Annotated in this window: 22 protein-coding genes and 1 pseudogene; 17 read left to right on the top strand and 6 right to left on the bottom strand. The window is 58.6% G+C overall.

Features of this window, described 5'->3' with window-relative positions; translation table 11 throughout:
• Positions 1 to 93: 93 nt before the first annotated feature.
• The 3 genes and pseudogenes from ACOTX1_RS07830 to paaZ all read right to left on the bottom strand — a co-directional run bounded on the left by ACOTX1_RS07830 (position 94) and on the right by paaZ (position 2,971).
• Positions 94 to 489 carry a hypothetical protein gene (locus tag ACOTX1_RS07830; RefSeq protein WP_263521977.1) on the bottom strand — a complete coding sequence of 132 codons (396 nt, stop codon included), beginning with the start codon at positions 487 to 489 and terminating at the stop codon, positions 94 to 96.
• Between the two features lie 85 nt (positions 490 to 574).
• Positions 575 to 706, bottom strand: a pseudogene (locus tag ACOTX1_RS07835) (type VI secretion system tube protein Hcp); the annotation flags it as partial.
• 225 nt (positions 707 to 931) lie between these two features.
• Positions 932 to 2,971: a phenylacetic acid degradation bifunctional protein PaaZ gene (gene paaZ / locus ACOTX1_RS07840; protein WP_023314087.1), complete on the bottom strand. Its 2,040-nt coding sequence runs from the start codon at positions 2,969 to 2,971 to the stop codon at positions 932 to 934.
• Between the two features lie 285 nt (positions 2,972 to 3,256).
• On the opposite strand from paaZ, the gene paaA reads away from it, so the two are divergent.
• The 13 genes from paaA to paaY all read left to right on the top strand — a co-directional run bounded on the left by paaA (position 3,257) and on the right by paaY (position 14,438).
• On the top strand, positions 3,257 to 4,186 hold the full coding sequence (gene paaA, locus ACOTX1_RS07845; RefSeq protein ID WP_045325625.1) for a 1,2-phenylacetyl-CoA epoxidase subunit PaaA: 930 nt from the start codon (positions 3,257 to 3,259) through the stop codon (positions 4,184 to 4,186).
• A 12-nt stretch (positions 4,187 to 4,198) separates the two neighbouring features.
• Positions 4,199 to 4,486 (top strand): 1,2-phenylacetyl-CoA epoxidase subunit PaaB, encoded by a 288-nt coding sequence (paaB, locus tag ACOTX1_RS07850; RefSeq protein WP_003857353.1) that lies wholly within the window; start codon positions 4,199 to 4,201, stop codon positions 4,484 to 4,486.
• Between the two features lie 8 nt (positions 4,487 to 4,494).
• Positions 4,495 to 5,241 carry a 1,2-phenylacetyl-CoA epoxidase subunit PaaC gene (gene paaC / locus ACOTX1_RS07855; RefSeq protein ID WP_023314089.1) on the top strand — a complete coding sequence of 249 codons (747 nt, stop codon included), beginning with the start codon at positions 4,495 to 4,497 and terminating at the stop codon, positions 5,239 to 5,241.
• 11 nt (positions 5,242 to 5,252) lie between these two features.
• The gene (gene paaD, locus ACOTX1_RS07860; protein WP_003857347.1) at positions 5,253 to 5,750 is read left to right on the top strand and encodes a 1,2-phenylacetyl-CoA epoxidase subunit PaaD; all 498 of its coding nucleotides are present in this window, start codon (positions 5,253 to 5,255) and stop codon (positions 5,748 to 5,750) included.
• Between the two features lie 7 nt (positions 5,751 to 5,757).
• Positions 5,758 to 6,828, top strand: a complete 1,071-nt coding sequence (gene paaE / locus ACOTX1_RS07865) for a 1,2-phenylacetyl-CoA epoxidase subunit PaaE (RefSeq protein ID WP_023314090.1) — start codon at positions 5,758 to 5,760, stop codon at positions 6,826 to 6,828.
• Positions 6,825 to 7,592 carry a 2,3-dehydroadipyl-CoA hydratase PaaF gene (gene paaF / locus ACOTX1_RS07870; protein WP_003857343.1) on the top strand — a complete coding sequence of 256 codons (768 nt, stop codon included), beginning with the start codon at positions 6,825 to 6,827 and terminating at the stop codon, positions 7,590 to 7,592. Before paaE ends, paaF begins: the two co-directional genes overlap by 4 nt.
• Positions 7,592 to 8,380 (top strand): 2-(1,2-epoxy-1,2-dihydrophenyl)acetyl-CoA isomerase PaaG, encoded by a 789-nt coding sequence (gene paaG / locus ACOTX1_RS07875; protein ID WP_113706006.1) that lies wholly within the window; start codon positions 7,592 to 7,594, stop codon positions 8,378 to 8,380. The genes paaF and paaG overlap by 1 nt, the downstream gene beginning before the upstream one ends.
• 1 nt (position 8,381) lies before the next feature.
• The gene (gene paaH, locus ACOTX1_RS07880; protein ID WP_023314092.1) at positions 8,382 to 9,806 is read left to right on the top strand and encodes a 3-hydroxyacyl-CoA dehydrogenase PaaH; all 1,425 of its coding nucleotides are present in this window, start codon (positions 8,382 to 8,384) and stop codon (positions 9,804 to 9,806) included.
• Positions 9,796 to 10,218: a hydroxyphenylacetyl-CoA thioesterase PaaI gene (paaI, locus tag ACOTX1_RS07885; protein WP_017693477.1), complete on the top strand. Its 423-nt coding sequence runs from the start codon at positions 9,796 to 9,798 to the stop codon at positions 10,216 to 10,218. Before paaH ends, paaI begins: the two co-directional genes overlap by 11 nt.
• Complete coding sequence (pcaF, locus tag ACOTX1_RS07890; protein ID WP_023314093.1) at positions 10,218 to 11,423, top strand: 3-oxoadipyl-CoA thiolase; 1,206 nt, start codon at positions 10,218 to 10,220, stop codon at positions 11,421 to 11,423. The genes paaI and pcaF overlap by 1 nt, the downstream gene beginning before the upstream one ends.
• 26 nt (positions 11,424 to 11,449) lie before the next feature.
• A complete protein-coding gene (paaK, locus tag ACOTX1_RS07895) occupies positions 11,450 to 12,766 on the top strand; it encodes a phenylacetate--CoA ligase PaaK (protein WP_022648028.1) in 1,317 nt (438 codons plus the stop codon).
• Positions 12,767 to 12,887: 121 nt separating this feature from the next.
• Positions 12,888 to 13,823, top strand: a complete 936-nt coding sequence (paaX, locus tag ACOTX1_RS07900) for a phenylacetic acid degradation operon negative regulatory protein PaaX (protein WP_032634165.1) — start codon at positions 12,888 to 12,890, stop codon at positions 13,821 to 13,823.
• Between the two features lie 9 nt (positions 13,824 to 13,832).
• A complete protein-coding gene (paaY, locus tag ACOTX1_RS07905) occupies positions 13,833 to 14,438 on the top strand; it encodes a phenylacetic acid degradation protein PaaY (protein WP_006810541.1) in 606 nt (201 codons plus the stop codon).
• Positions 14,439 to 14,480: 42 nt separating this feature from the next.
• Here the strand turns inward: paaY and ACOTX1_RS07910 are convergent, their stop codons facing one another.
• On the bottom strand, positions 14,481 to 15,116 hold the full coding sequence (locus ACOTX1_RS07910; RefSeq protein ID WP_003857323.1) for a helix-turn-helix domain-containing protein: 636 nt from the start codon (positions 15,114 to 15,116) through the stop codon (positions 14,481 to 14,483).
• Positions 15,117 to 15,318: 202 nt separating this feature from the next.
• Between ACOTX1_RS07910 and ACOTX1_RS07915 the strand changes: the two genes are divergently transcribed.
• Positions 15,319 to 17,295, top strand: a complete 1,977-nt coding sequence (locus tag ACOTX1_RS07915; protein WP_023314095.1) for an alkyl/aryl-sulfatase — start codon at positions 15,319 to 15,321, stop codon at positions 17,293 to 17,295.
• 56 nt (positions 17,296 to 17,351) lie between these two features.
• Here the strand turns inward: ACOTX1_RS07915 and ACOTX1_RS07920 are convergent, their stop codons facing one another.
• The gene (locus ACOTX1_RS07920; RefSeq protein ID WP_022651152.1) at positions 17,352 to 18,104 is read right to left on the bottom strand and encodes a hypothetical protein; all 753 of its coding nucleotides are present in this window, start codon (positions 18,102 to 18,104) and stop codon (positions 17,352 to 17,354) included.
• A gap of 1 nt (position 18,105) precedes the next feature.
• Positions 18,106 to 18,303 carry a hypothetical protein gene (locus tag ACOTX1_RS07925; RefSeq protein ID WP_023314096.1) on the bottom strand — a complete coding sequence of 66 codons (198 nt, stop codon included), beginning with the start codon at positions 18,301 to 18,303 and terminating at the stop codon, positions 18,106 to 18,108.
• Positions 18,304 to 18,562: 259 nt separating this feature from the next.
• Here ACOTX1_RS07925 and ACOTX1_RS07930 point away from each other — a divergent pair, with 259 nt between their 5' ends.
• From ACOTX1_RS07930 to ACOTX1_RS07940, 3 genes are read left to right on the top strand one after another with little or no spacing between them, the layout of a single operon-like run.
• Positions 18,563 to 18,997 (top strand): nuclear transport factor 2 family protein, encoded by a 435-nt coding sequence (locus tag ACOTX1_RS07930; protein ID WP_023314097.1) that lies wholly within the window; start codon positions 18,563 to 18,565, stop codon positions 18,995 to 18,997.
• Positions 18,994 to 19,713 carry an SDR family NAD(P)-dependent oxidoreductase gene (locus ACOTX1_RS07935; RefSeq protein WP_023314098.1) on the top strand — a complete coding sequence of 240 codons (720 nt, stop codon included), beginning with the start codon at positions 18,994 to 18,996 and terminating at the stop codon, positions 19,711 to 19,713. Before ACOTX1_RS07930 ends, ACOTX1_RS07935 begins: the two co-directional genes overlap by 4 nt.
• Positions 19,710 to 20,969 (top strand): NAD(P)/FAD-dependent oxidoreductase, encoded by a 1,260-nt coding sequence (locus ACOTX1_RS07940; RefSeq protein WP_023314099.1) that lies wholly within the window; start codon positions 19,710 to 19,712, stop codon positions 20,967 to 20,969. The genes ACOTX1_RS07935 and ACOTX1_RS07940 overlap by 4 nt, the downstream gene beginning before the upstream one ends.
• The last annotated feature ends 1 nt before the right edge of the window (position 20,970 follow it).

Here is a 20,970-nt window from a genome sequence, read left to right on the forward strand (position 1 = left end):
CGTTTGCCTGCATCTGCCAGGTTGTTTGTCAGTCTTGCCAGGTTAAAAAAAGAGCGGGGGTGCATCACACCCCCATGGCAGATAAATTGCGCTTCAGTAAGGCGAGCTATCGAGATGCGTGCGGACATCAAAACCTACCGTCGTGAACGAATAAACCGTACCGCGAACGCGAAGATAAATGTCTCCATTTTTAATTGCCACTGAAGCTTTATCATCATCGGTGATCATGACGGGATTGATATTCTTAATGTTAGACATGAATTCTTCCGGACTTTTTTTCGCATCAAAGAGATAAATATGATACCTGTTTTTAGACAGTGAGCCCGTCTCAACCTGGGTGATGTAAAGAGTTAAACGATCGTTAACCTTGATTTTTTCCTGCAAATTTTCATACACGGTAAAAAGATCGCGGAGAGGGTATGCAATGAATATGAGAAAAATAAAGATAATAATTCCAGCTCGCCAGTTAAAAACCCGAACGTCGCGCATAATCTATTCCTGCCCTTATCCATAACTGATCGACTGGATCATCACCGTAATTATTATTGTTCTGGAATTTTGCAAATTCGGCAGGATCAATTAGGAGGCGAAGATTGTGTGTAAAGCCGGTGACTTCAATGCTTCCCTCACGGTAACGAACATCCACCGAGCCTGTAATTTTTGACCCACCATCTTCAGTTAAGAAAAGGTAAACAGGAATTGCCATAGTTTGTTCATCATCCATGTAATTTAATGCGGGAATATTCCCGGCGCCAAACAATAACCATGCTAACTACATGGTCAATTTGCTTAGTGTTTCCGGTTGTAACTTATCCAAACCAGGCAGACTGGATGGTTCGATTAATCAAAGCCATCCAGTCCCTGTTTTACCTTCCGCTTATTTTGATGCGCTCAAACACTCGAGGCAGCAAGGTTAATGCCATTGCATTGATTAAAAGTCACCCTGCTGGCGCGCCACCAGCGTCAGGATGGAGTAGAGCGCCACGGCCTGCTGGTGCTGGTTGAAGATCTCCACAGCCCATTCCACCATGCCGGTGGGTTTTTCCTCGGCAGTGCGCTGTTTCTTCAGCGTTTTACGTTTACAGGTCAGGCGCACCTGAATGGTATCACCCGGCTTGACCGGCTCGATAAAGCGCAGGTTTTCCATGCCGTAGTTGGCAATAACCGGCCCAACTCCGGCATCGACAAACAGCCCCGCCGCGGCGGAAATCAGGAAATAACCGTGTACCACGCGCTCACCAAAAATCGACTCCGCCGCGCCAATTTTGTCCATATGGGCGTAGAAATGATCCCCGCTCAGGCAGGCAAAATTCACGATATCCGCTTCCGTCAGGGTACGACGCGGGGTCAGCAGGCTGTCGCCCGGCTGTAACTCCTCGAAGTATTTACGGAACGGATGAACGCGATCTTCCTGCACCTCCGCGCCACGGACCCACTGTTTACCGATCGCGGCGAGCATGGACGGGCTGCCCTGAATGGCTGTGCGCTGAAGATAGTGCTTCACAGCGCGCAGGCCGCCCAGCTCTTCGCCGCCGCCCGCACGTCCCGGACCACCGTGCACCAGCTGCGGCAACGGTGAACCGTGGCCGGTAGATTCTTTCGAGGATTCCTGGTTGAGGATCTGAATGCGTCCGTGGGCGCGCGCGGCACCAGCAATAAACTGCCGCGCCACGCGGGTATCTGCCGTAACCAGCGTTCCCGCCAGGCTGCCGCCGCCCGCCCGCGCCAGCTGCATGGCGTGCTCGGTGTTACGGCAGGGCATCAGGGTTGCGACGGGGCCAAAGGCTTCGGTGGCGTGAACGGCCGGGGTTTCGTCCGGCTGCGGGCAGAACAGCAGGGTGGGTGGGAAGAATGCGCCAGGCGCCTGCAAATCAGCTTTACCACCCAGACGGATCTGGCAGCCCGAGGCCAGCAGATGGTCGACTTTGTCCTGCACGTCAGCACGTTGCTCACTGTTGACGAGAGCCCCCATCTTCACCCCTTCCTGGGCCGGATCGCCGACGACCACGTTCTCCAGCCGCGCAATCAGCGCCTGGCTGACGGCTTCAACCTGCGCTTCCGGCACGATGATGCGGCGGATGGCGGTACATTTTTGCCCGGCTTTGGCGGTCATCTCGCGCACCACTTCGCGGATAAACAGCGTAAACTCCGGCTGTTCCGGCGTCACGTCCTCACCCAGCACGCAGCAGTTAAGAGAATCTGCTTCCATGGTAAACGGAATGGAATGTGCGACGATATTCGGGTGGACGCGCAGGCTCTGCCCGGTGCTGGCCGACCCGGTAAACGTCACCACGTCCTGGCTGTCGAGGTGGTTCAGCAGATCGCCCGCGCCACCGCAGATCAGGCTGATGGCGCCGTCCGGCACCAGTCCGCTCTCCACAATCGCTTTCACCATCGCCTGAGTCACCTGCGCGGTGGCGGTGGCGGGCTTGATGATGGCGGGCATCCCGGCAAGCCAGGTGGGCGCGAGCTTTTCCAGCATCCCCCAGCACGGGAAGTTGAACGCGTTGATATGCACCGCCACGCCGGATTTCGACGTTAACACGTGACGTGCCGCAAAGCCGCCTTCCTTCGACAGTGGGATCAGCTCATCCTCCGGCCACAGGGTATCGTCCGGCAGCTCACGGCTGCCGAGGCTTGCGTAGGTGAAGAGGGTGCCGATACCGCCTTCAATATCCACCCAGCTGTCAGCCTTCGTCGCGCCGGTCTGGGCTGACAGGGCATAAAACCGATCCTTCTGGCTCAGCAGATGTTTGGCCACCGCCTTCAGCATGGCGGCGCGCTCGATAAAGCTCATTGCGCGGAGCGCTTCTCCGCCGTGTTCAATGGCGTAACGGCGCGCGGCCGCCATATCCAGCCCTTCGCTGGTGACTTGATATAGCGTTTCCCCGCTGATGGCGTGGGTGATGGTGCGCTCGCGGCCCCGGCCTGATTGCCAGATGCCGGACAAGAAGCTGGCTAACTGCTGCATTTCTTCTCTCCAGATGTTTCGTGATTTCACTATAAATAGTTTGATCTCGAATCATAAAAATCAAGCTGAGTTTTAATGAATTGTTAACGTTGTGATCTGTATTGCTTGGCCTGACCAACAGAAAGCCTTGCGCCATCGGCCTTTCATGAAAAGGCTTGCGAGCGTCGTCACAAAATAAACAAACGCTTCTTGGGGTTATATTGAACCTTTGTGTAACTTTTAAGAAACAAAATGATTCACCATTTTGCTATTTGTGGTGATTTAACGAATCACAAAGGTGGTTATGTGACGCAAGAACAACGCTTTGAGCAACGCATCGCACAGGAGACGGCCATCGAGCCGCAGGACTGGATGCCGGAAGCCTACCGCAAGACGCTGATCCGCCAGATTGGACAGCACGCCCACTCTGAGATTGTCGGCATGCTGCCGGAAGGGAACTGGATCACCCGCGCACCGACGCTGCGCCGGAAAGCCATTCTGCTGGCGAAGGTGCAGGATGAAGCCGGACACGGCCTGTACCTTTACAGCGCGGCGGAAACGCTGGGCTGCGCCCGGGAGGACATCTATCAAAAGATGCTCGACGGCAAGATGAAATACTCCTCCATCTTCAACTATCCGACCCTGAGCTGGGCCGATATCGGGGTCATTGGCTGGCTGGTGGACGGGGCGGCCATTGTGAACCAGGTGGCACTGTGCCGTACGTCTTACGGCCCGTATGCCCGGGCGATGGTGAAAATCTGTAAAGAAGAGAGCTTTCACCAGCGTCAGGGTTTTGAGGCCTGCATGGCGCTGGCGCAGGGTAGCGAAGCCCAGCGGCAGATGTTGCAGGACGCCATCAACCGCTTCTGGTGGCCCGCGCTGATGATGTTCGGACCCAACGACGACAACTCCCCAAACAGCGCCCGCAGTCTGGCCTGGAAGATCAAACGCTTTGGCAACGATGAGCTTCGCCAGCGCTTCGTGGACAACACGGTGCCTCAGGTGGAGATGCTCGGCATGACCGTGCCGGATCCCGACCTGCGTTTCGATGAAGAGAGCGGCCACTACTGCTTCGGCGAAATCGACTGGCAGGAATTTGACGAGGTGATCAACGGGCGCGGGATCTGCAACCACGAACGTCTGGCCGCAAAACGTAAAGCCTGGGACGACGGCGCATGGGTGCGTGAAGCCGCTCTGGCCCACGCGGAAAAACAACGCGCCCGCCAGGCCGCATAAGAGGAATCAACCATGAGCAACGTTTACTGGCCGTTATACGAAGTTTTTGTCCGTTCGAAGCAGGGGCTGTCGCACCGGCATGTAGGCAGCCTTCACGCTGCCGACGACCGCATGGCGCTGGAAAACGCGCGCGATGCCTATACCCGCCGCAGCGAAGGCTGTTCTATCTGGGTGGTGAAGGCGAGTGAAATCGTCGCTTCCCAGCCGGAAGAGAGCGGGGAGTTTTTCGATCCGGCGGAAAGCAAGGTCTACCGCCATCCGACGTTTTACACCATCCCTGATGGTATCGAGCATATGTGAGGTTGGGGATGAACAACGTATCTGCTTATGCCCTGCGTCTGGGCGACAACGGTCTGGTGCTCTCGCAGCGTCTGGGCGCCTGGTGCGGCCACGCGCCGGAGCTGGAAATTGACCTGGCGCTCGCCAATATCGGCCTTGATCTGCTCGGGCAAGCGCGCAATTTCCTGACCTACGCCGCTGAACGGGAAGGTAAGGGTGATGAAGATACCCTGGCCTATGGCCGCGATGAGCGTCAGTTCCGCAATTTGCTGCTGGTGGAACAGCCAAACGGCAGCTTCGCCGACACCATTGCCCGTCAGTATCTGATGGATGCGTGGAACGTGGCGCTCTACGAGCGGCTGATCCACAGCAGCGACAGTCAGCTTGCCGCCATCGCGGCAAAAGCCATTAAGGAGGCGCGCTATCACCTGCGCTTTAGCCGCGGCTGGCTGGTGCGGCTGGGGGACGGAACAGAAACCTCCGCACAAAAAATGCAGCAGGCGGTGGATAGCCTGTGGCGCTTTACGGCTGAACTGTTCGACGCTGACGAGGTCGAGCTGGCGCTAATTGATGACGGCGTGGCGGTTGATCCGCGCGACCTGCGGGACCCGTGGGAGCGCGAAGTGTTTGCTGGCCTGGCGGAAGCCACCCTCCGCGTGCCCGAAGAGGTGGCGTATCGCACGGGCGGTAAGAAGGGGCTACATACCGAACACCTCGGGCCGATGCTGGCAGAGATGCAGTATCTCCAGCGCGTTTACCCCGGCCAGCAGTGGTAAAGGAGGACGCCATGCAACGCCTCGTCGACATCGCGCCTGCACAAATCCCGCAGATTTGGGCGCTGTTAAGCCAGATCCCCGACCCGGAAGTGCCGGTGCTGACCATCACCGACCTGGGCATGGTGCGCAGCGTGAAGGCACAGGGGGAAGGCTGGGTTATCGGCTTCACGCCAACCTATTCGGGCTGTCCGGCAACGGAGCATCTGCTGGGGGCGATCCGCGAAACCCTGACCGGAAACGGCTTTAGCCCGGTACATATTGTGCTGCAACTGGAGCCCGCCTGGACCACCGACTGGATGACCGACGATGCCCGCAGGCGCCTGCGTGAATATGGCATCAGCCCGCCTGTTGGTCATAGCTGCCATGCCCACGTTCCCGCGGAGGTGAGCTGCCCGCGCTGTGCGAGCACCGATACCTCGCTTATCAGTGAATTTGGATCCACGGCCTGCAAAGCGCTCTACCGCTGCAATACCTGCCGTGAGCCCTTCGACTATTTCAAATGTATTTGAGGCTGCCATGACAACGTTTCATTCATTAATAGTGGCAAAAGTGGAGCCCGAAACCCGCGACGCGGTGACCATTACCTTCGCGGTGCCGCAGGCGTTACAGGAGGCGTACCGCTTCCGTCCCGGTCAGCATCTGACCCTGAAAGCCAGTCCTGGCGGGGATGAACTGCGCCGCTGCTACTCCATCTGCCGAAGCACCGCGTGCGGTGAGATCAGCGTGGCGGTCAAAGCCATCGAGGGCGGACGTTTTTCCCGCTATGCCCGGGACGAGATCAAACCGGGCATGGCGCTGGAGGTGATGGTGCCCCAGGGGCATTTTGGCTACCAGCCGCAGGCCGAACGCGAAGGCCATTATCTGGCGATTGCCGCCGGGTCCGGGATCACCCCGATGCTGGCGATTATGTCCGCTACGCTGGCCACTGAAGCCCACAGCCACTTCACCCTGATTTACGGCAACCGCAGCAGCCAGAGCATGATGTTCCGCCGGGCGCTGGCGGACCTGAAAGATAAATACCCGCAGCGTTTGCAGCTGATCGCCATCTTCAGCCAGGAGACGCTCGACAGCGATCTGCTCCATGGCCGCATTGACGGGGAAAAGCTCCAGGCGCTGGCAAAAACGCTGGTGAATTTCCGTCAGTACGATGAAGCCTTCATCTGCGGCCCGTCGGCGATGATGGATGAGGCCGAAGCGGCGCTGCAAGCGCTGGGTATGCCGGAAAAAGCGATCCATCTTGAGCGCTTTAACACGCCGGGTACCGCCGTTAAACGGACTGCCAGCGTGCAGGCCGATGGCCAGAAGGTCACCGTCCGTCAGGACGGGCGCGACAGGGAGATCACCCTGACGGCGGACGACGAGAGCATTCTTGACGCGGCCCTGCGTCAGGGGGCGGATCTGCCTTACGCCTGCAAGGGCGGCGTATGCGCCACCTGCAAATGCAAAGTGCTGCGTGGGAAAGTCGATATGGCGACCAACTACAGCCTGGAGCCGGACGAGCTGGCCGCAGGCTATGTGCTGAGCTGTCAGGCGCTGCCGTTAACCGCCGACGTTATCGTCGATTTTGATGCGAAGGGGATGGCATGAGCGAACTGATTGTTACCCGTCATGGCCGCGTGTTGCAGCTAACGCTTAACCGTCCGGCGGCGCGCAACGCGCTCAACAATGCGCTGCTCCTGCAAATCGCGGAGCAGCTTGAGGCCGCCGCCGCGGATGCTGAGATCGCCGTCTGCGTGATGTACGGCAACGAACGCTGCTTTGCCGCCGGGGCCGATCTCAACGAAATGGCGGAGAAAGACCTGCCCGCCACCCTGAACGATATCCGTCCGCAGCTGTGGGCGCGGATCAATGCCTTCACCAAACCGCTGATTGCCGCCGTAAACGGCTTCGCGCTGGGGGCAGGCTGTGAGCTGGCGCTGCTCTGCGATGTCGTGATTGCTGGCGATAACGCCCGTTTTGGCCTGCCGGAAATCACCCTCGGGATCATGCCGGGCGCAGGCGGCACCCAGCGGCTGATCCGCAGCGTAGGCAAATCGCTGGCCAGCAAAATGGTGCTGACGGGCGAAAGCATCACGGCGGTGCAGGCGCACAGCGCCGGGCTGGTCAGCGACGTCTACCCGGCCTCGCTGACGCTGGAGTACGCCCTGAAGCAGGCGGCGCTGATGGCGCGCCATTCGCCGCTGGCGCTACAGGCGGCGAAGCAGGCGCTTCGCCAGTCGCAGGAAGTTCCGCTTCAGGCCGGGCTGGCGCAGGAGCGTCAGCTGTTTGCGCTGCTCGCGGCCACCGACGATCGCCGGGAAGGGATCAACGCCTTTTTACAAAAACGCACCCCAGACTTTAAAGGACGCTAATTGTGGAATCTATTCTGAGCCATGTTGAGCAGGGCGTAATGACCATTACGCTGAACCGCCCGGAGCGCCTGAACAGCTTTAACGACGTCATGCACCAGCAGCTTTCCGAATGCCTGAAGCAGGCCGAGCGCGATGACGCCATCCGCTGCCTGCTGATCACCGGGGCAGGACGCGGTTTCTGCGCCGGGCAGGATCTTAACGACCGTAACGTCGACCCGAACGGCCCGGCGCCCGATCTGGGCATGTCCGTTGAGACTTTTTACAACCCGCTGGTGCGCCGCCTGGCAAAACTGCCGAAGCCGGTGATTTGCGCGGTTAACGGCGTGGCGGCGGGCGCGGGGGCGACGCTGGCCCTCGGCTGCGACATGGTGATTGCGGCGCGCTCCGCCAGTTTTGTGATGGCCTTCAGCAAGCTCGGCCTCGTCCCGGACTGCGGCGGCACCTGGCTGCTGCCGCGCGTGGCCGGACGCGCCCGCGCCATGGGGCTGGCATTGCTGGGCGATAAGCTCAGCGCCGAGCAGGCACAGGCCTGGGGAATGATCTGGCAGGTGGTGGACGACGAGCAGCTCTCCGCCACCGCACAGCAGATGGCGCTGCATTTTGCCTCGCAGCCGACCTTTAGCCTGGGCTTGATCAAGCAGGCGATCAACGCCGCCGAAACCAACACCCTCGACGCCCAGCTTGATCTGGAGCGCGACTATCAACGCCTGGCCGGACGCAGCGACGACTACCGGGAAGGCGTCAGCGCGTTCCTGGCAAAACGCGCGCCGAACTTTACGGGGAAATAAGATGGTGAATATCCATACGGTCGCCGTCATTGGCAGCGGCACCATGGGCGCCGGGATTGCCGAAGTGGCAGCCAGTCACGGTCATCCGGTTCTGGTGTACGACATTGACGCAGCGGCGATTTCCCGCGCCGTCGACGGCATTCGCCAGCGGCTGTCCTCACGCGTTGCGCGTGGAAAACTCTCTGCCGACGCCGGGGAGCAGATCCTCGCCCGCCTGACGCCGGTGACGAATATCAGTGCTCTGGCGAAAGCCGATCTGGTGATCGAGGCGGCCTCCGAGCGGCTTGAAGTGAAAAAGGCGCTGTTTACCCAGCTGGCAGAGGTTTGCCCGCCGCAGACGCTGCTCGCCAGCAATACCTCGTCCATTTCCGTTACCGCGATTGCGGCGGAGATAAACCACCCTGAACGCGTCGCCGGGCTGCACTTCTTCAATCCTGCCCCGGTGATGAAGCTGGTGGAGGTGGTCAGCGGGCTGGCGACCTCACCAGAAGTGGCCGATGCGCTGTGCGAGCTGGCGCTGAGCTGGGGAAAGCAGCCGGTACGCTGCCAGTCCACGCCGGGGTTTATCGTCAACCGCGTGGCGCGCCCGTTCTACTCGGAAGCCTGGCGCGCGCTGGAAGAGCAGGTGGCAACGCCCGAGGTGATTGACGCCGCCCTGCGAGACGGCGGAGGCTTCCCGATGGGGCCGCTTGAGCTGACGGACATGATTGGTCAGGACGTCAACTTTGCCGTGACCTGCTCCGTGTTTAATGCCTTCTGGCAGGAGCGTCGTTTTCTGCCGTCGCTGGTGCAGCAGGAGCTGGTGCTGGCGGGGCGTCTGGGTAAGAAAAGCGGGCAGGGCGTTTACCGCTGGCTGGAGGACAAACCCGCCGTCAGATGGCTCGCCCCGGTCAGCGACAGCTTCAACCCCATGCGCGTACAGCGAAGAAGTGACGGTGTCACGGAAATTGACGATCTGTTGCTGATCGAAACGCAGGGTGAGACCGCGCAGTCGCTGGCGCTGCGCCATGGCTGCCCGGTGGTGGTGGTCGACCGCATCGAGCGGGATGTGGCCGTGATAGCCGCCGCACCCGGCAACCCGCACGCCGCCACGCAGAAAGCCATTTACTGGTTGCAGCACCAGGAGAAACGGGTGGTACAGATTGCCGATTACCCCGGCCTGCTGGTCTGGCGCACGGTAGCGATGATTGCCAACGAAGCGCTGGACGCCCTGCAAAAAGGGGTCGCCAGCGAGCAAGACATCGATACCGCCATGCGCTTAGGGGTCAACTATCCCTGCGGGCCCATCGCCTGGGGCGAGCGCCTTGGCTGGCAGCGTCTGTTAACGCTGCTGGAGAACCTGCAACGTCACTACGGCGAGGAACGCTATCGCCCCTGTTCACTGCTGCGCCAGCGTGCGCTTCTGGAGAGTAGCTATGAGTCATAACGCCTGGCATAACGCCCGCGCGATGTACGAACGGGACGCCTGCGCGCAGGCGATGGGGATGGACATTATCGACATGGGCGAGGGCTACGCGGTGGTGACCATGACCATCACCCCGCAGATGCTCAACGGGCATAAAACCTGCCACGGCGGACAGCTGTTCTCGCTGGCCGATACCGCCTTTGCCTACGCCTGCAACAGTCAGGGGCTGGCGGCGGTGGCCTCAGGCTGCGCCATCGATTTTCTGCGTCCGGGCTTTGCCGGCGATAAGCTGACCGCTACCGCGCGGGTGAAGCATCAGGGCAAACTGACCGGCGTATACGACATTGAAATTCAGAACCAACACCAGAAAACCGTCGCTCTTTTTCGCGGGAAATCGCACCGCACCGGCGGCAGTGTGACAGGAGAAGCCTGATGCGTGACGCATTTATTTGTGAGGGTGTGCGTACCCCGGTCGGTCGCTACGGTGGAGGATTATCCAGCGTGCGTGCCGATGACTTAGGGGCCGTGCCGCTGCGTGCGCTGCTGGCGCGTTACCCGCAGCTCGATCTGGAGCGCATAGATGATGTGATCTTCGGCTGCGCAAATCAGGCGGGAGAGGATAACCGCAACGTAGCGCGCATGTCGTCGCTGCTGGCCGGGCTGCCGCAGACCGTTTCCGGTACCACCATTAACCGCCTGTGCGGCTCCGGTCTGGATGCCCTTGGCTTCGCGGCGCGCGCCATCAGGGCCGGGGATGGCGATCTGCTGATCGCCGGTGGCGTCGAATCCATGTCCCGTGCGCCGTTCGTGATGGGCAAAGCCACCGCGGCGTTTCAGCGTCAGGCGGAGATCTTCGACACCACCATCGGCTGGCGATTTGTGAATCCGCTCATGCATCAGCAATACGGAACTGACAGCATGCCGGAAACGGCAGAGAATGTAGCGGAATTGTTAAATATAAGCCGTGCCGATCAGGATGCATTTGCCCTGCGCAGCCAGCAGCGCACCGCGCGGGCGCAGCAGAATGGCGTTCTGGCGCAGGAGATTATCCCGGTACAGGTGGCGGGGAAAAAAGGTGCCGTAACGGAAGTGAGCGTGGACGAGCATCCGCGCGCCGAAACCACCCTTGAACAGCTTGCCGCGCTGAAAGCTCCGTTCCGCAAGAACGGTGTGGTGACGGCGGGGAACGCCTCTGGCGTGAACGACGGGGCGGCGGCGCTGATTATCGCCAGCGAGCCGATGGCGCTTGCCCAGGGGTTAACCCCGCGCACCCGCATTGTGGCCATGGCGACCGCGGGCGTCGAGCCGCGTCTGATGGGATTAGGCCCGGTTCCCGCCACCCGTAAGGTGCTGGAACGTGCCGGACTCAGTATCACCGATATGGACGTCATTGAGCTTAACGAAGCCTTCGCCGCACAGGCGCTGGGCGTGCTGCGTCAGCTGGGTTTGCCGGATGACGCGGAGCATGTGAACCCGAATGGCGGGGCGATCGCGTTAGGTCATCCGCTGGGAATGAGCGGTGCCAGACTGGCGCTGGCCGCGAGCAATGAATTGCACCGACGCGGCGGGCGCTACGCGCTGTGTACGATGTGCATCGGTGTGGGTCAGGGCATTGCCATGATCCTTGAGCGTGTTTGAGCGAACAATAATGTGAGTACCCTGCGATGATAAATACAACAAAGCTTGATCCGATCGAAACCGCGTCCATTGATGAATTGCAGGCGTTGCAGACCGCGCGCCTGAAGTGGACGCTGAACCACGCCTACAACAACGTTCCGATGTACAAACGCAAGTTTGACGCCGCGGGCGTTCACCCTGACGATTTTAACGAGCTGGCGGACCTGCAAAAATTCCCGTGCACCACCAAGCAGGATCTGCGCGACAACTACCCGTTCGATACCTTTGCGGTGCCGATGGAGCAGGTGGTGCGCATCCACGCCTCGTCGGGCACCACCGGAAAGCCGACCGTGGTGGGATATACCCAGAATGATATCGACAACTGGGCCAATATCGTTGCCCGTTCCCTGCGCGCCGCCGGGGGCAGCGCGAAGGATAAAATTCACGTGGCCTACGGCTACGGGCTTTTCACGGGCGGGCTGGGGGCGCACTACGGTGCCGAGCGTCTGGGTGCGACGGTGATCCCGATGTCCGGCGGCCAGACGGAGAAGCAGGCGCAGCTGATCCGCGATTTTCAGCCGGATATGATCATGGTGACGCCCTCATACTGCCTGAATTTAATTGAAGAGCTGGAGCGTCAGATGGGCGGTGACGCCAGCGCCTGTTCCCTGCGCGTCGGCGTGTTTGGCGCCGAGCCGTGGACGCAGGCGATGCGCCGCGAAATTGAAAAACGGCTGGGCATTACCGCGCTGGATATCTATGGTCTCTCCGAAGTGATGGGGCCGGGCGTGGCGATGGAGTGTCTTGAAACCGCTGACGGCCCGACCATCTGGGAAGATCACTTCTACCCGGAGATCGTCAACCCGAATGACGGCACGCCGCTGGCCGACGGCGAGCAGGGCGAACTGCTGTTCACCACCCTGACCAAAGAGGCGCTGCCGGTGATCCGCTACCGCACCCGCGACCTGACGCGCCTGCTGCCGGGCACTGCACGCACCATGCGCCGGATGGATCGCATCAGCGGGCGCAGCGACGACATGCTCATCATTCGCGGCGTGAACGTCTTCCCGTCACAGCTGGAAGAGGAGATCGTTAAGTTCGAACATCTTTCGCCACACTATCAGCTGGAGGTGAACCGCCGCGGGCATCTTGATTCACTTTCGGTGAAGGTCGAGCTGAAACAGAGCAGCTTAACGCTGACCCATGAGCAGCGCTGTCAGGTCTGCCATCAGCTGCGTCATCGGATTAAATCGATGGTGGGGATCTCGACCGACGTGATGATCGTTAACTGTGGCAGCATACCGCGCTCCGAGGGTAAAGCTTGCCGGGTGTTTGATTTGCGTAAAGTGGCAGCCAACGGTTGAATTCTCCTCACCCCAGCCCTCTCCCAAAGGGAGAGGGTGTATTAAGTTCCCTCTCCCTTTGGGAGAGGGTACACCCCAGATTCGTATGCTATGATTCATCCAGGAAAAAAATAACAACAGAATGAATCACATGAATAAACTTGATGCCTTTATCCAGCATGCAGTCAGCTCTGTTCCCGTCAGCGGAACGTCGCTTATCTCCTCACTGTATGGCGACGCGCTTTCGCACCGCGGCGGAGAGATCTGGCTCGGCAGCCTGGCGGCCCTGCTGGAAGGGATGGGATTTGGCGAGCGCTTTGTGCGCACCGCGCTGTTTCGCCTCAACAAAGAGGGCTGGCTGGACGTGTCCCGCATTGGCCGCCGCAGCTTTTACCGTCTCAGCGACAAGGGGCTGCGTTTGACCCGCCGCGCGGAAAATAAAATCTACCTTGCGGAACTGCCGGCGTGGGATGGTAAATGGCTGCTGCTGCTCTCCGAGGGGCTGGATAAAACCACCCTCGCGGACGTGAAAAAACAGCTCATCTGGCAAGGGTTCGGCACGCTGGCGCCGAGCCTGATGGCCTCGCCGTCGCAGAACCTGGCGGACGTGCAGTCTCTGCTGCATGACGCGGGCGTGGCGGAAAACGTCATTTTCTTTGAGGCCCATTCACCGCTGGCCTTATCACGTGCGGCGTTACGAGCCCGCGTGGAAGAGTGCTGGCAGTTGACCGAACAAAACGCGATGTACGAAACGTTTATCAACTCGTTCCGTCCGCTGTTGCCGCTGCTGAAAGAAACGCCGCCTGAGGATTTGACCCCGGAACGCTGCTTCCAGATCCAGCTGTTACTCATTCATTTTTATCGTCGCGTGGTGCTGAAAGATCCGCTGTTGCCGGAGGAGTTACTTCCTGCGCACTGGGCGGGACAGAGCGCGCGACAGCTGTGCATTAATATCTACCAGCGCGTGGCGGCGGGAGCCCTGGCGTTTGTCAGTGAGAAGGGGGAAACCTCTGTGGGCGAGCTGCCCGCTCCCGGCACGCTTTATCACCAGCGTTTTGGTGGTCTGAATATCACATAAGGAGAGGGTATGCCTGTTTATCAAATTGATGGTCTGACGCCGGTCGTGCCTGAAGAGAGCTATGTTCACCCGACCGCGGTGCTGATTGGCGACGTGATCCTCGGCAAAGGCGTTTACGTGGGGCCCAACGCCAGCCTGCGCGGCGATTTTGGCCGGATCGTGGTGAAAGACGGCGCGAACATCCAGGATAACTGCGTGATGCACGGTTTTCCGGAGCAGGACACGGTGGTGGAAGAGGACGGGCATATCGGCCACAGCGCGATCCTGCACGGCTGCATTATCCGCCGTAATGCGCTGGTGGGGATGAATGCGGTCGTGATGGACGGGGCGACGATCGGCGAAAACAGCATCGTTGGGGCGGCGGCGTTTGTGAAGGCCAAAGCGGAAATGCCTGCGAATCACTTAATTCTTGGCAGTCCGGCGAAAGCGATTCGTGAGCTAAGTGCGCAGGAAATAGAGTGGAAAAAGCAGGGCACGCGGGAGTATCAGGTGCTGGTGGACCGTTGTAAGCAGACGCTGCACCAGGTGGAGCCGCTGCGTGAAGAAGAGCCAGGACGCAAACGGCTGGTCTTCGATGAGAATTTACGGCCTAAGTCGGCTGGCCGGGATAAATAAGGCTGTTCGCTCCCGCACGTTGATCAAGGCGTGAAAATGAGCTCAATACGCATCCGGCAGGGGCCGGTCAATCGACACCAGCTTTCCGCGCTTCATGGTGATATATCCCCCGGCTTTAAGATCTGCCAGCACGCGAAAGACATGCGTTCGTGACAGGTTAGTGCGCTTGATGATAAACAGCGCCAGGCCCTCATTCTCTCCCGTGTGGGTCTCCTGCCGATAGAGATAGCGGTACAGCATTGGTTTGATGGTCTGGTAGCTGGTGACCTGCCTGCGTTCATTGTGCAGGTCGATGGTAAATATGGACATGTAGGTCAGTATGGTGGCCAGCGCCTGCATGCGTTCAGGCCCGCCCTGGAAAAATATCTGGTCGAAGTCGACCCAGGATATTCTCACCAGCTTCACCTTCGCACTGCTGCGATATTCATACTTCGCCAGTGGACAATACCTTTCCATTAACCCTATCGGCATATACTCGATAGTATTGCCAATATTAAGGCCATCATCAGGCATTAATATCGTCAGCGACCCTTCAGTGCAAAAATAGATATAGCCAGGCTCGACGGTGAGTTTTTTATTTGCGGCAACGGTTAAGGCCTCGCCTTTACAAAGCATGTGCGGAAAAAATTGCCCAATATTGAGTTGCTGATAATAGGTATGGATATCCTGAAAATTCACGCTAAGCCTCTCCCCGCAACGTTTGCCGTGGTAGCGAGTATAGCAGCAATAGGCCCCGAATTACGAACCCATAAATAACCAGTCCCATATGGGACTATGATGGAAAGGTATTCTGTTTAGAATGGTCGTCAATGAGTTCGCATTAAAATTATCCGCCAACAGTAAATATCCAGGCGGCGCAATTAATCTATGAGGCCATTCAATGAAATTAACCCTAATTGCTAAACATCTGGCGCTTGCCGGTGTGTTGACGTCGCTGTCGCTTTCCGCGTTTGCGGAAGTGCAGCCGCAGGATGCCACTGCCACGACCCGGCAGGTAAATAACGCCCTGTATAACAAATTACCGTTTGCCGATAAAACCGACTTTGAGAACGCCCATAAAGGTTTTATCGCCCCGCTGCCACAAAACATGATTAAAGGCGAGCAGGGGAACGTTATCTGGAACCCGGCGAAATATGATTTCGTGAAAGAGGGTGAGAAAGCCCCGGATACGGTAAACCCGAGCCTGTGGCGTCAGTCACAGTTGATCAACATTGGCGGGCTGTTTAAGGTCACCGACGGCGTGTATCAGATCCGTAATCTCGATCTCTCCAACATGACCATCATTGAGGGCGAGAAGGGCATTACCGTTATCGACCCGCTGTTAAGCGCTGAACCGGCGAAAGAAGCGCTGGATCTCTACTATGCAAACCGCGGCAAGAAACCGGTCGTCGCTGTGGTGATCACCCACAGCCACGTTGACCACTATGGCGGCCTGCGCGGCGTGGTTGACGAAGCTGACGTCAAGTCTGGCAAAGTGAAAATCTACGCGCCGGATGGCTTTATGAAAGAGGCTGTTTCCGAAAACATTATGGCCGGAAACGCGATGAGCCGCCGTGCGAGCTATATGTACGGCAACCTGCTGAAGCCGAATGCAAAAGGCCAGGTGGGTGCAGGCCTTGGCACCACCACCTCTGCGGGTACTGTCACCCTCATCCCGCCGACCGACTACATTACCCATACCGGTCAGGAAGAAGTGATCGACGGTTTGACCTACGACTTTATGATGGCACCGGGTTCAGAAGCTCCGTCGGAGATGCTGTGGTATGTCAAAGAGAAGAAAATGATCGAGGCCGCAGAGGACGTGACCCATACTCTGCACAACACCTACTCCCTGCGCGGCGCGAAAATCCGCGACCCGCTGGCCTGGTCTAAGTACATCAACGCTGCCATTGAGCGCTGGGGGGCGGACGCGGAAGTGATTATTGCGCAGCACCACTGGCCGACCTGGGGCAACGAGAATATCGTCAAGCTGATGAAAGGCCAGCGCGATATGTATCGCTACATCAACGACCAGACCCTGCGTATGGCAAACAAGGGGCTCACCCGCGACGAGATCGCCGCCGAGTTTAAACTGCCGGAATCGCTGGAAAAACAGTGGGCGAGCCGCGGTTACTACGGCTCCGTTAGCCACGACGTCAAAGCCACCTACGTGTTTTATCTCGGATGGTTCGACGGCAACCCGGCAACCCTCGACGAGCTGCCGCCTGAACTGGCTGCGAAGAAGTTCGTGCAGTACATGGGCGGCGCTGATGCCATCATGCAGAAAGCCAAAGCGGATTATCAGCAGGGTAATTACCGTTGGGTTGCTCAGGTGGTCAGCAAAGTGGTCTTTGCCGATCCTAACAACCAGGCTGCCCGTAATCTGGAAGCCGACGCGCTGGAGCAGTTAGGTTACCAGGCGGAAGCGGGCACCTGGCGTAACTTCTACCTGACCGGCGCGCAAGAACTGCGTAATGGCGTGAAGAAGCTGCCGACGCCGAACACCGCCAGCCCGGATACCGTGCGGGCGATGACCCCGGAAATGTTCTTCGACTACCTGGGTGTGCACATCAACGGGGTACGGGCCGGTAACGCGAAGGCGATCTTCAATGTCGATCTCGGTAAGGATGGCGGCAAATACAAGCTGGAGCTGGAAAACGGCGTGCTGAACCATACCGCCAACGCGCAGGCGAAGGATGCTGACGCAACCATCACGCTGGACCGTACCACGCTGAACAACATCATCCTTAAGAAAGAGACGCTGAAGCAGGCGATGGATAAGGGTGACGTGAAGGTGAGCGGAAACGGGGCGAAGCTGGAAGAGATGCTGAGCTACATGGACACATTTGACTTCTGGTTCAATATTGTGACGCCATAAGTTTAGCGTTCATCCTGGTTAATCCTGGCGCCTTGTTGCGATAAGGCGCCATTTTTTTATTCACGCATTGCCAGCGCGCTGGCGCTTGCCGGATCGAACAGCGAAATACTCTCGATCTGATCCAGCATGATCACTTTGCGAAAATCCATGGCGCTTTTGGGCTCTGAATCGAGCGTAATGTCATGCTCGGCATACCATTTGCTGTAGTTATGTTCGATACAGAGCTGCATGTTTTTCCCGTCACGGTAGCCGCTCAGCATCGGAATAAGCACGATATTGGCCGTTTTTTCATACTCCAGCGTGGCGGTATGGATCATCCCAATATAGATCCGCCGCGATTTCAGCGTGACGTGCGCCAGTTCACCTTCCTCCATGCACTGATAGAGCAGCTGTTCAATCCCGCTCGATTGCGCCAGCCGCTTGTAGAGCTTTTTTCGGCCTTCGCCGTCCAGCCGCGCGCTCCCGGCCCAGTTCGAGCGGTAGAGACAGAACAGGATCGCGAAGGTCAGCATTACCACCACCGGGGCCTGAATCCCCAGGAAGCTCCAGTTCATAAAATCAATTTGCCAGTCGGCATATTTTGCAGACGTGAAATGGAACGTGTTATCGGCGGCGGAGAGGGCGAACAACAGCAGCCACAACAGGCCGGTGGCGATCACTCCCTGAAGAACAAAAATACAGCCATACAGCGCCACAAGAAAATAGACGTCCCAGCCAAAGGAGCGCTTGATTTTAAACCGTGTTGAGAGGTCGCGGCTGGTGTACCAGTACCCGCATACCATCAATACCATGAATATTGCCGTTCCCATTTCAGGCCCTCTTCAGCGCGTTGACATGGCGCAGAAAGTCCTGCCGCACCTCGTGGCTTTTGTAGTTAACCGAGGCGTTTCCATCCTGATCGATGATGATGTGGTCGCCATCCTCTACGGCTTCGATAATTTCCTGGTGACTCATGACCTGCAACAAGGATTCCGGGCTGGAAAAGAGCGTCATCAGTAAATGTTTCATCGCGTGACATCCTTATGAATTAAAAGGATAAGTCTGGAAGATAAATGGCACCTTTGCCTTAAGGTTATCCCTAAAAAAACGGCAGCCTGGCGGCGAAATTAAACTTTATGCACAAAATGGTTGCGCGAGGTAACATTTCAGGTCTTTGAAAAATAATAAGAATAAAAAATATATCTGCGCAAACTTGGACAAATAACGTTAATTGTGTAAGTTTAAATTATGCGATTTCGCTACGTTGTTTACACCCAGGATGTGACCCATGAGCACGTTGCCGTCCGTCATCAGTCGGTTCGTTGATTACTACGCCACGCTGGATACCCAGCCACCTTCGGCGCTGGCGGGGATTTATCGCGCCGATGCCACGCTTATCGATCCCTTTGGCGAACATAGCGGGGTGTTCGCGATCCAGCGCTATTTCACCCACTTGCTGGCTAACGTCCAGCACTGTCGCTTTACCGTTGATGCGCCGTTGCAGCAGGGCGATCGCTTTGTGGTCACCTGGATGATGCACTGGTCGCACCCGCGTATTACCCGGGGTGCAGTGCGACAGCTGCCGGGCTGCTCCGTGGTAGACATGCGCGACGATCGCATTGTTCGCCAGCGGGATTACTACGATGCCGGAGAGATGATTTACGAACATCTCCCGATACTCGGCTGGGCCGTACGCGGCGTGAAGCGGAGAGTGAAATCATGAAAACGGTTCTGATCACCGGCGCAAGCTCGGGCATCGGGGCGGGGCTGGCGAAATCTTTTGCCGACGATGGTTACCGGGTGATTGCCTGCGGGCGCGATGCGCAACGTCTGGCCGCTGTGCATCAGCACAGCCCCAACATCACGGTGCGCCTGTTCGATATGACAGACAGGGACGCCTGTCGCCAGGCGCTGGCGGACTGTGCTGCCGACACGGTGATTCTCTGCGCCGGAACCTGCGAGTATCTCGACCGCGGCGAGGTGGATGCCGAGCTGGTGGCGCGGGTCATGACCACCAATTTCATGGGGCCGGTAAACTGCCTTGCGGCGTTGCAGCCGCAACTGGTATCCGGCAACCGCGTGGTGCTGGTCAGTTCGATGGCGCACTGGCTTCACTTCCAGCGAGCCGAAGCCTATGGGGCCTCTAAAGCGGCGTTAACCTGGTTTGCCGACACGCTGCGCCTCGACTGGGAACCGAAAGGGATTGCCGTCACGGTCGTTTCACCCGGTTTTGTCGACACGCCGCTGACCCGCAAAAACGATTTCCCGATGCCGGGCCGGGTCAGCGTGGGGGACGCCGTCCACGCCATTCGTCGCGGTCTGGCAAAAGGGAAGGATCACATCGCGTTTCCCGCCGGGTTCAGCCTGGCGCTGCGCCTGCTTTCCGGCCTGCCCGATGTACTTCAGCGCGCACTGCTGCGCAGGATGGTGCGACCATGAAAATCGCAATTATCGGCAGCGGCATCGCCGGGTTAACCTGTGCCTGGCGGCTCGCCGGACATCATCAGATCACGGTGTTTGAGGCGCAGGCCACCCCGGGCGGCCATACTGCAACGGTAGATGTCGACACGCCCCAGGGTACCTTTGCCATCGATACCGGTTTTATCGTCTACAACGACCGCACCTATCCGCGCTTCATGGGGCTGCTCAGCGAACTGGGCATCAGCGGGCAAAAAACGCAGATGAGTTTTTCGGTACATAACCCGCAGAGCGGGCTGGAGTACAACGGCCACACGCTGACGTCGCTGTTCGCCCAGCGTCGTAATCTGCTGAACCCTGCCTTCTGGACGCTACTGAAGGAGATCGTGCGCTTTAACCGGCTGGCGAAACAGACGCTCCGGGGCGAAGTCGATGGATCCGCCACGCTGGAAACGTTCCTGCGCCAGCACCGCTTTACGCCCTTTTTTGCGCGCCACTACATCCTGCCAATGGGAGCGGCTATCTGGTCGTCGTCGCTACAGGAGATGAAACGCTTTCCGCTGCCGCTCTTTTTACGCTTTTTTGAAAACCACGGTCTGCTGGACATTACCCATCGTCCGCAGTGGTACGTCGTGCCAGGCGGCTCCCGGGAGTATATCCGCGCGATGATGGACAAGCTTGGCGATCGCCTGACGCTGCACCTCAACGCGCCGGTTCAGAAGGTTGTTCGCCACGATCGTGGCGTCGATATTGAGCGGGAAGGCGTCACTCATACCTTCGATCAGGTGATCTTCGCCTGTCACTCTGCTCAGGCGCTGGCGATGCTCGCCAGCCCAACGCAGGCTGAACGTGAGGTGCTGGGTGATATCGGCTGGCAGCGTAACGAGGTGGTGCTTCACCGCGATCCGCGCTGGCTGCCGGTGCGCGAACGCGCGTGGGCCAGCTGGAACTACCGCCTCAGCGAGCAGGATCGGGCCAGCGCCTGTGTCACCTACAACATGAATATCTTGCAGGGACTGCCGCCAGGTAGCCCGCTGTTTTGCGTCACCCTCAACCCGGAAACGCCGGTGGAAGAACGCTATGTGCTGCGCCGCTTTGTCTATGAGCATCCGCTTTTTAACCCGCAAAGCTGGCAAGCTCAGGCCCGGCGCGGAGAAATAAATGGTCGCCAGCGGAGCTGGTTCTGCGGCGCGTACTGGTACAACGGCTTCCACGAAGATGGCGTGCGCAGTGCGCTGGACGTGGTCAACGCTATCGCGGCCGGGGAGGGCAACTGAG

Origin of the sequence: Enterobacter cloacae complex sp. IR5401 (assembly GCF_049238425.1) — a bacterium.
In the GTDB taxonomy this organism is placed as follows: domain Bacteria; phylum Pseudomonadota; class Gammaproteobacteria; order Enterobacterales; family Enterobacteriaceae; genus Enterobacter; species Enterobacter hormaechei_C.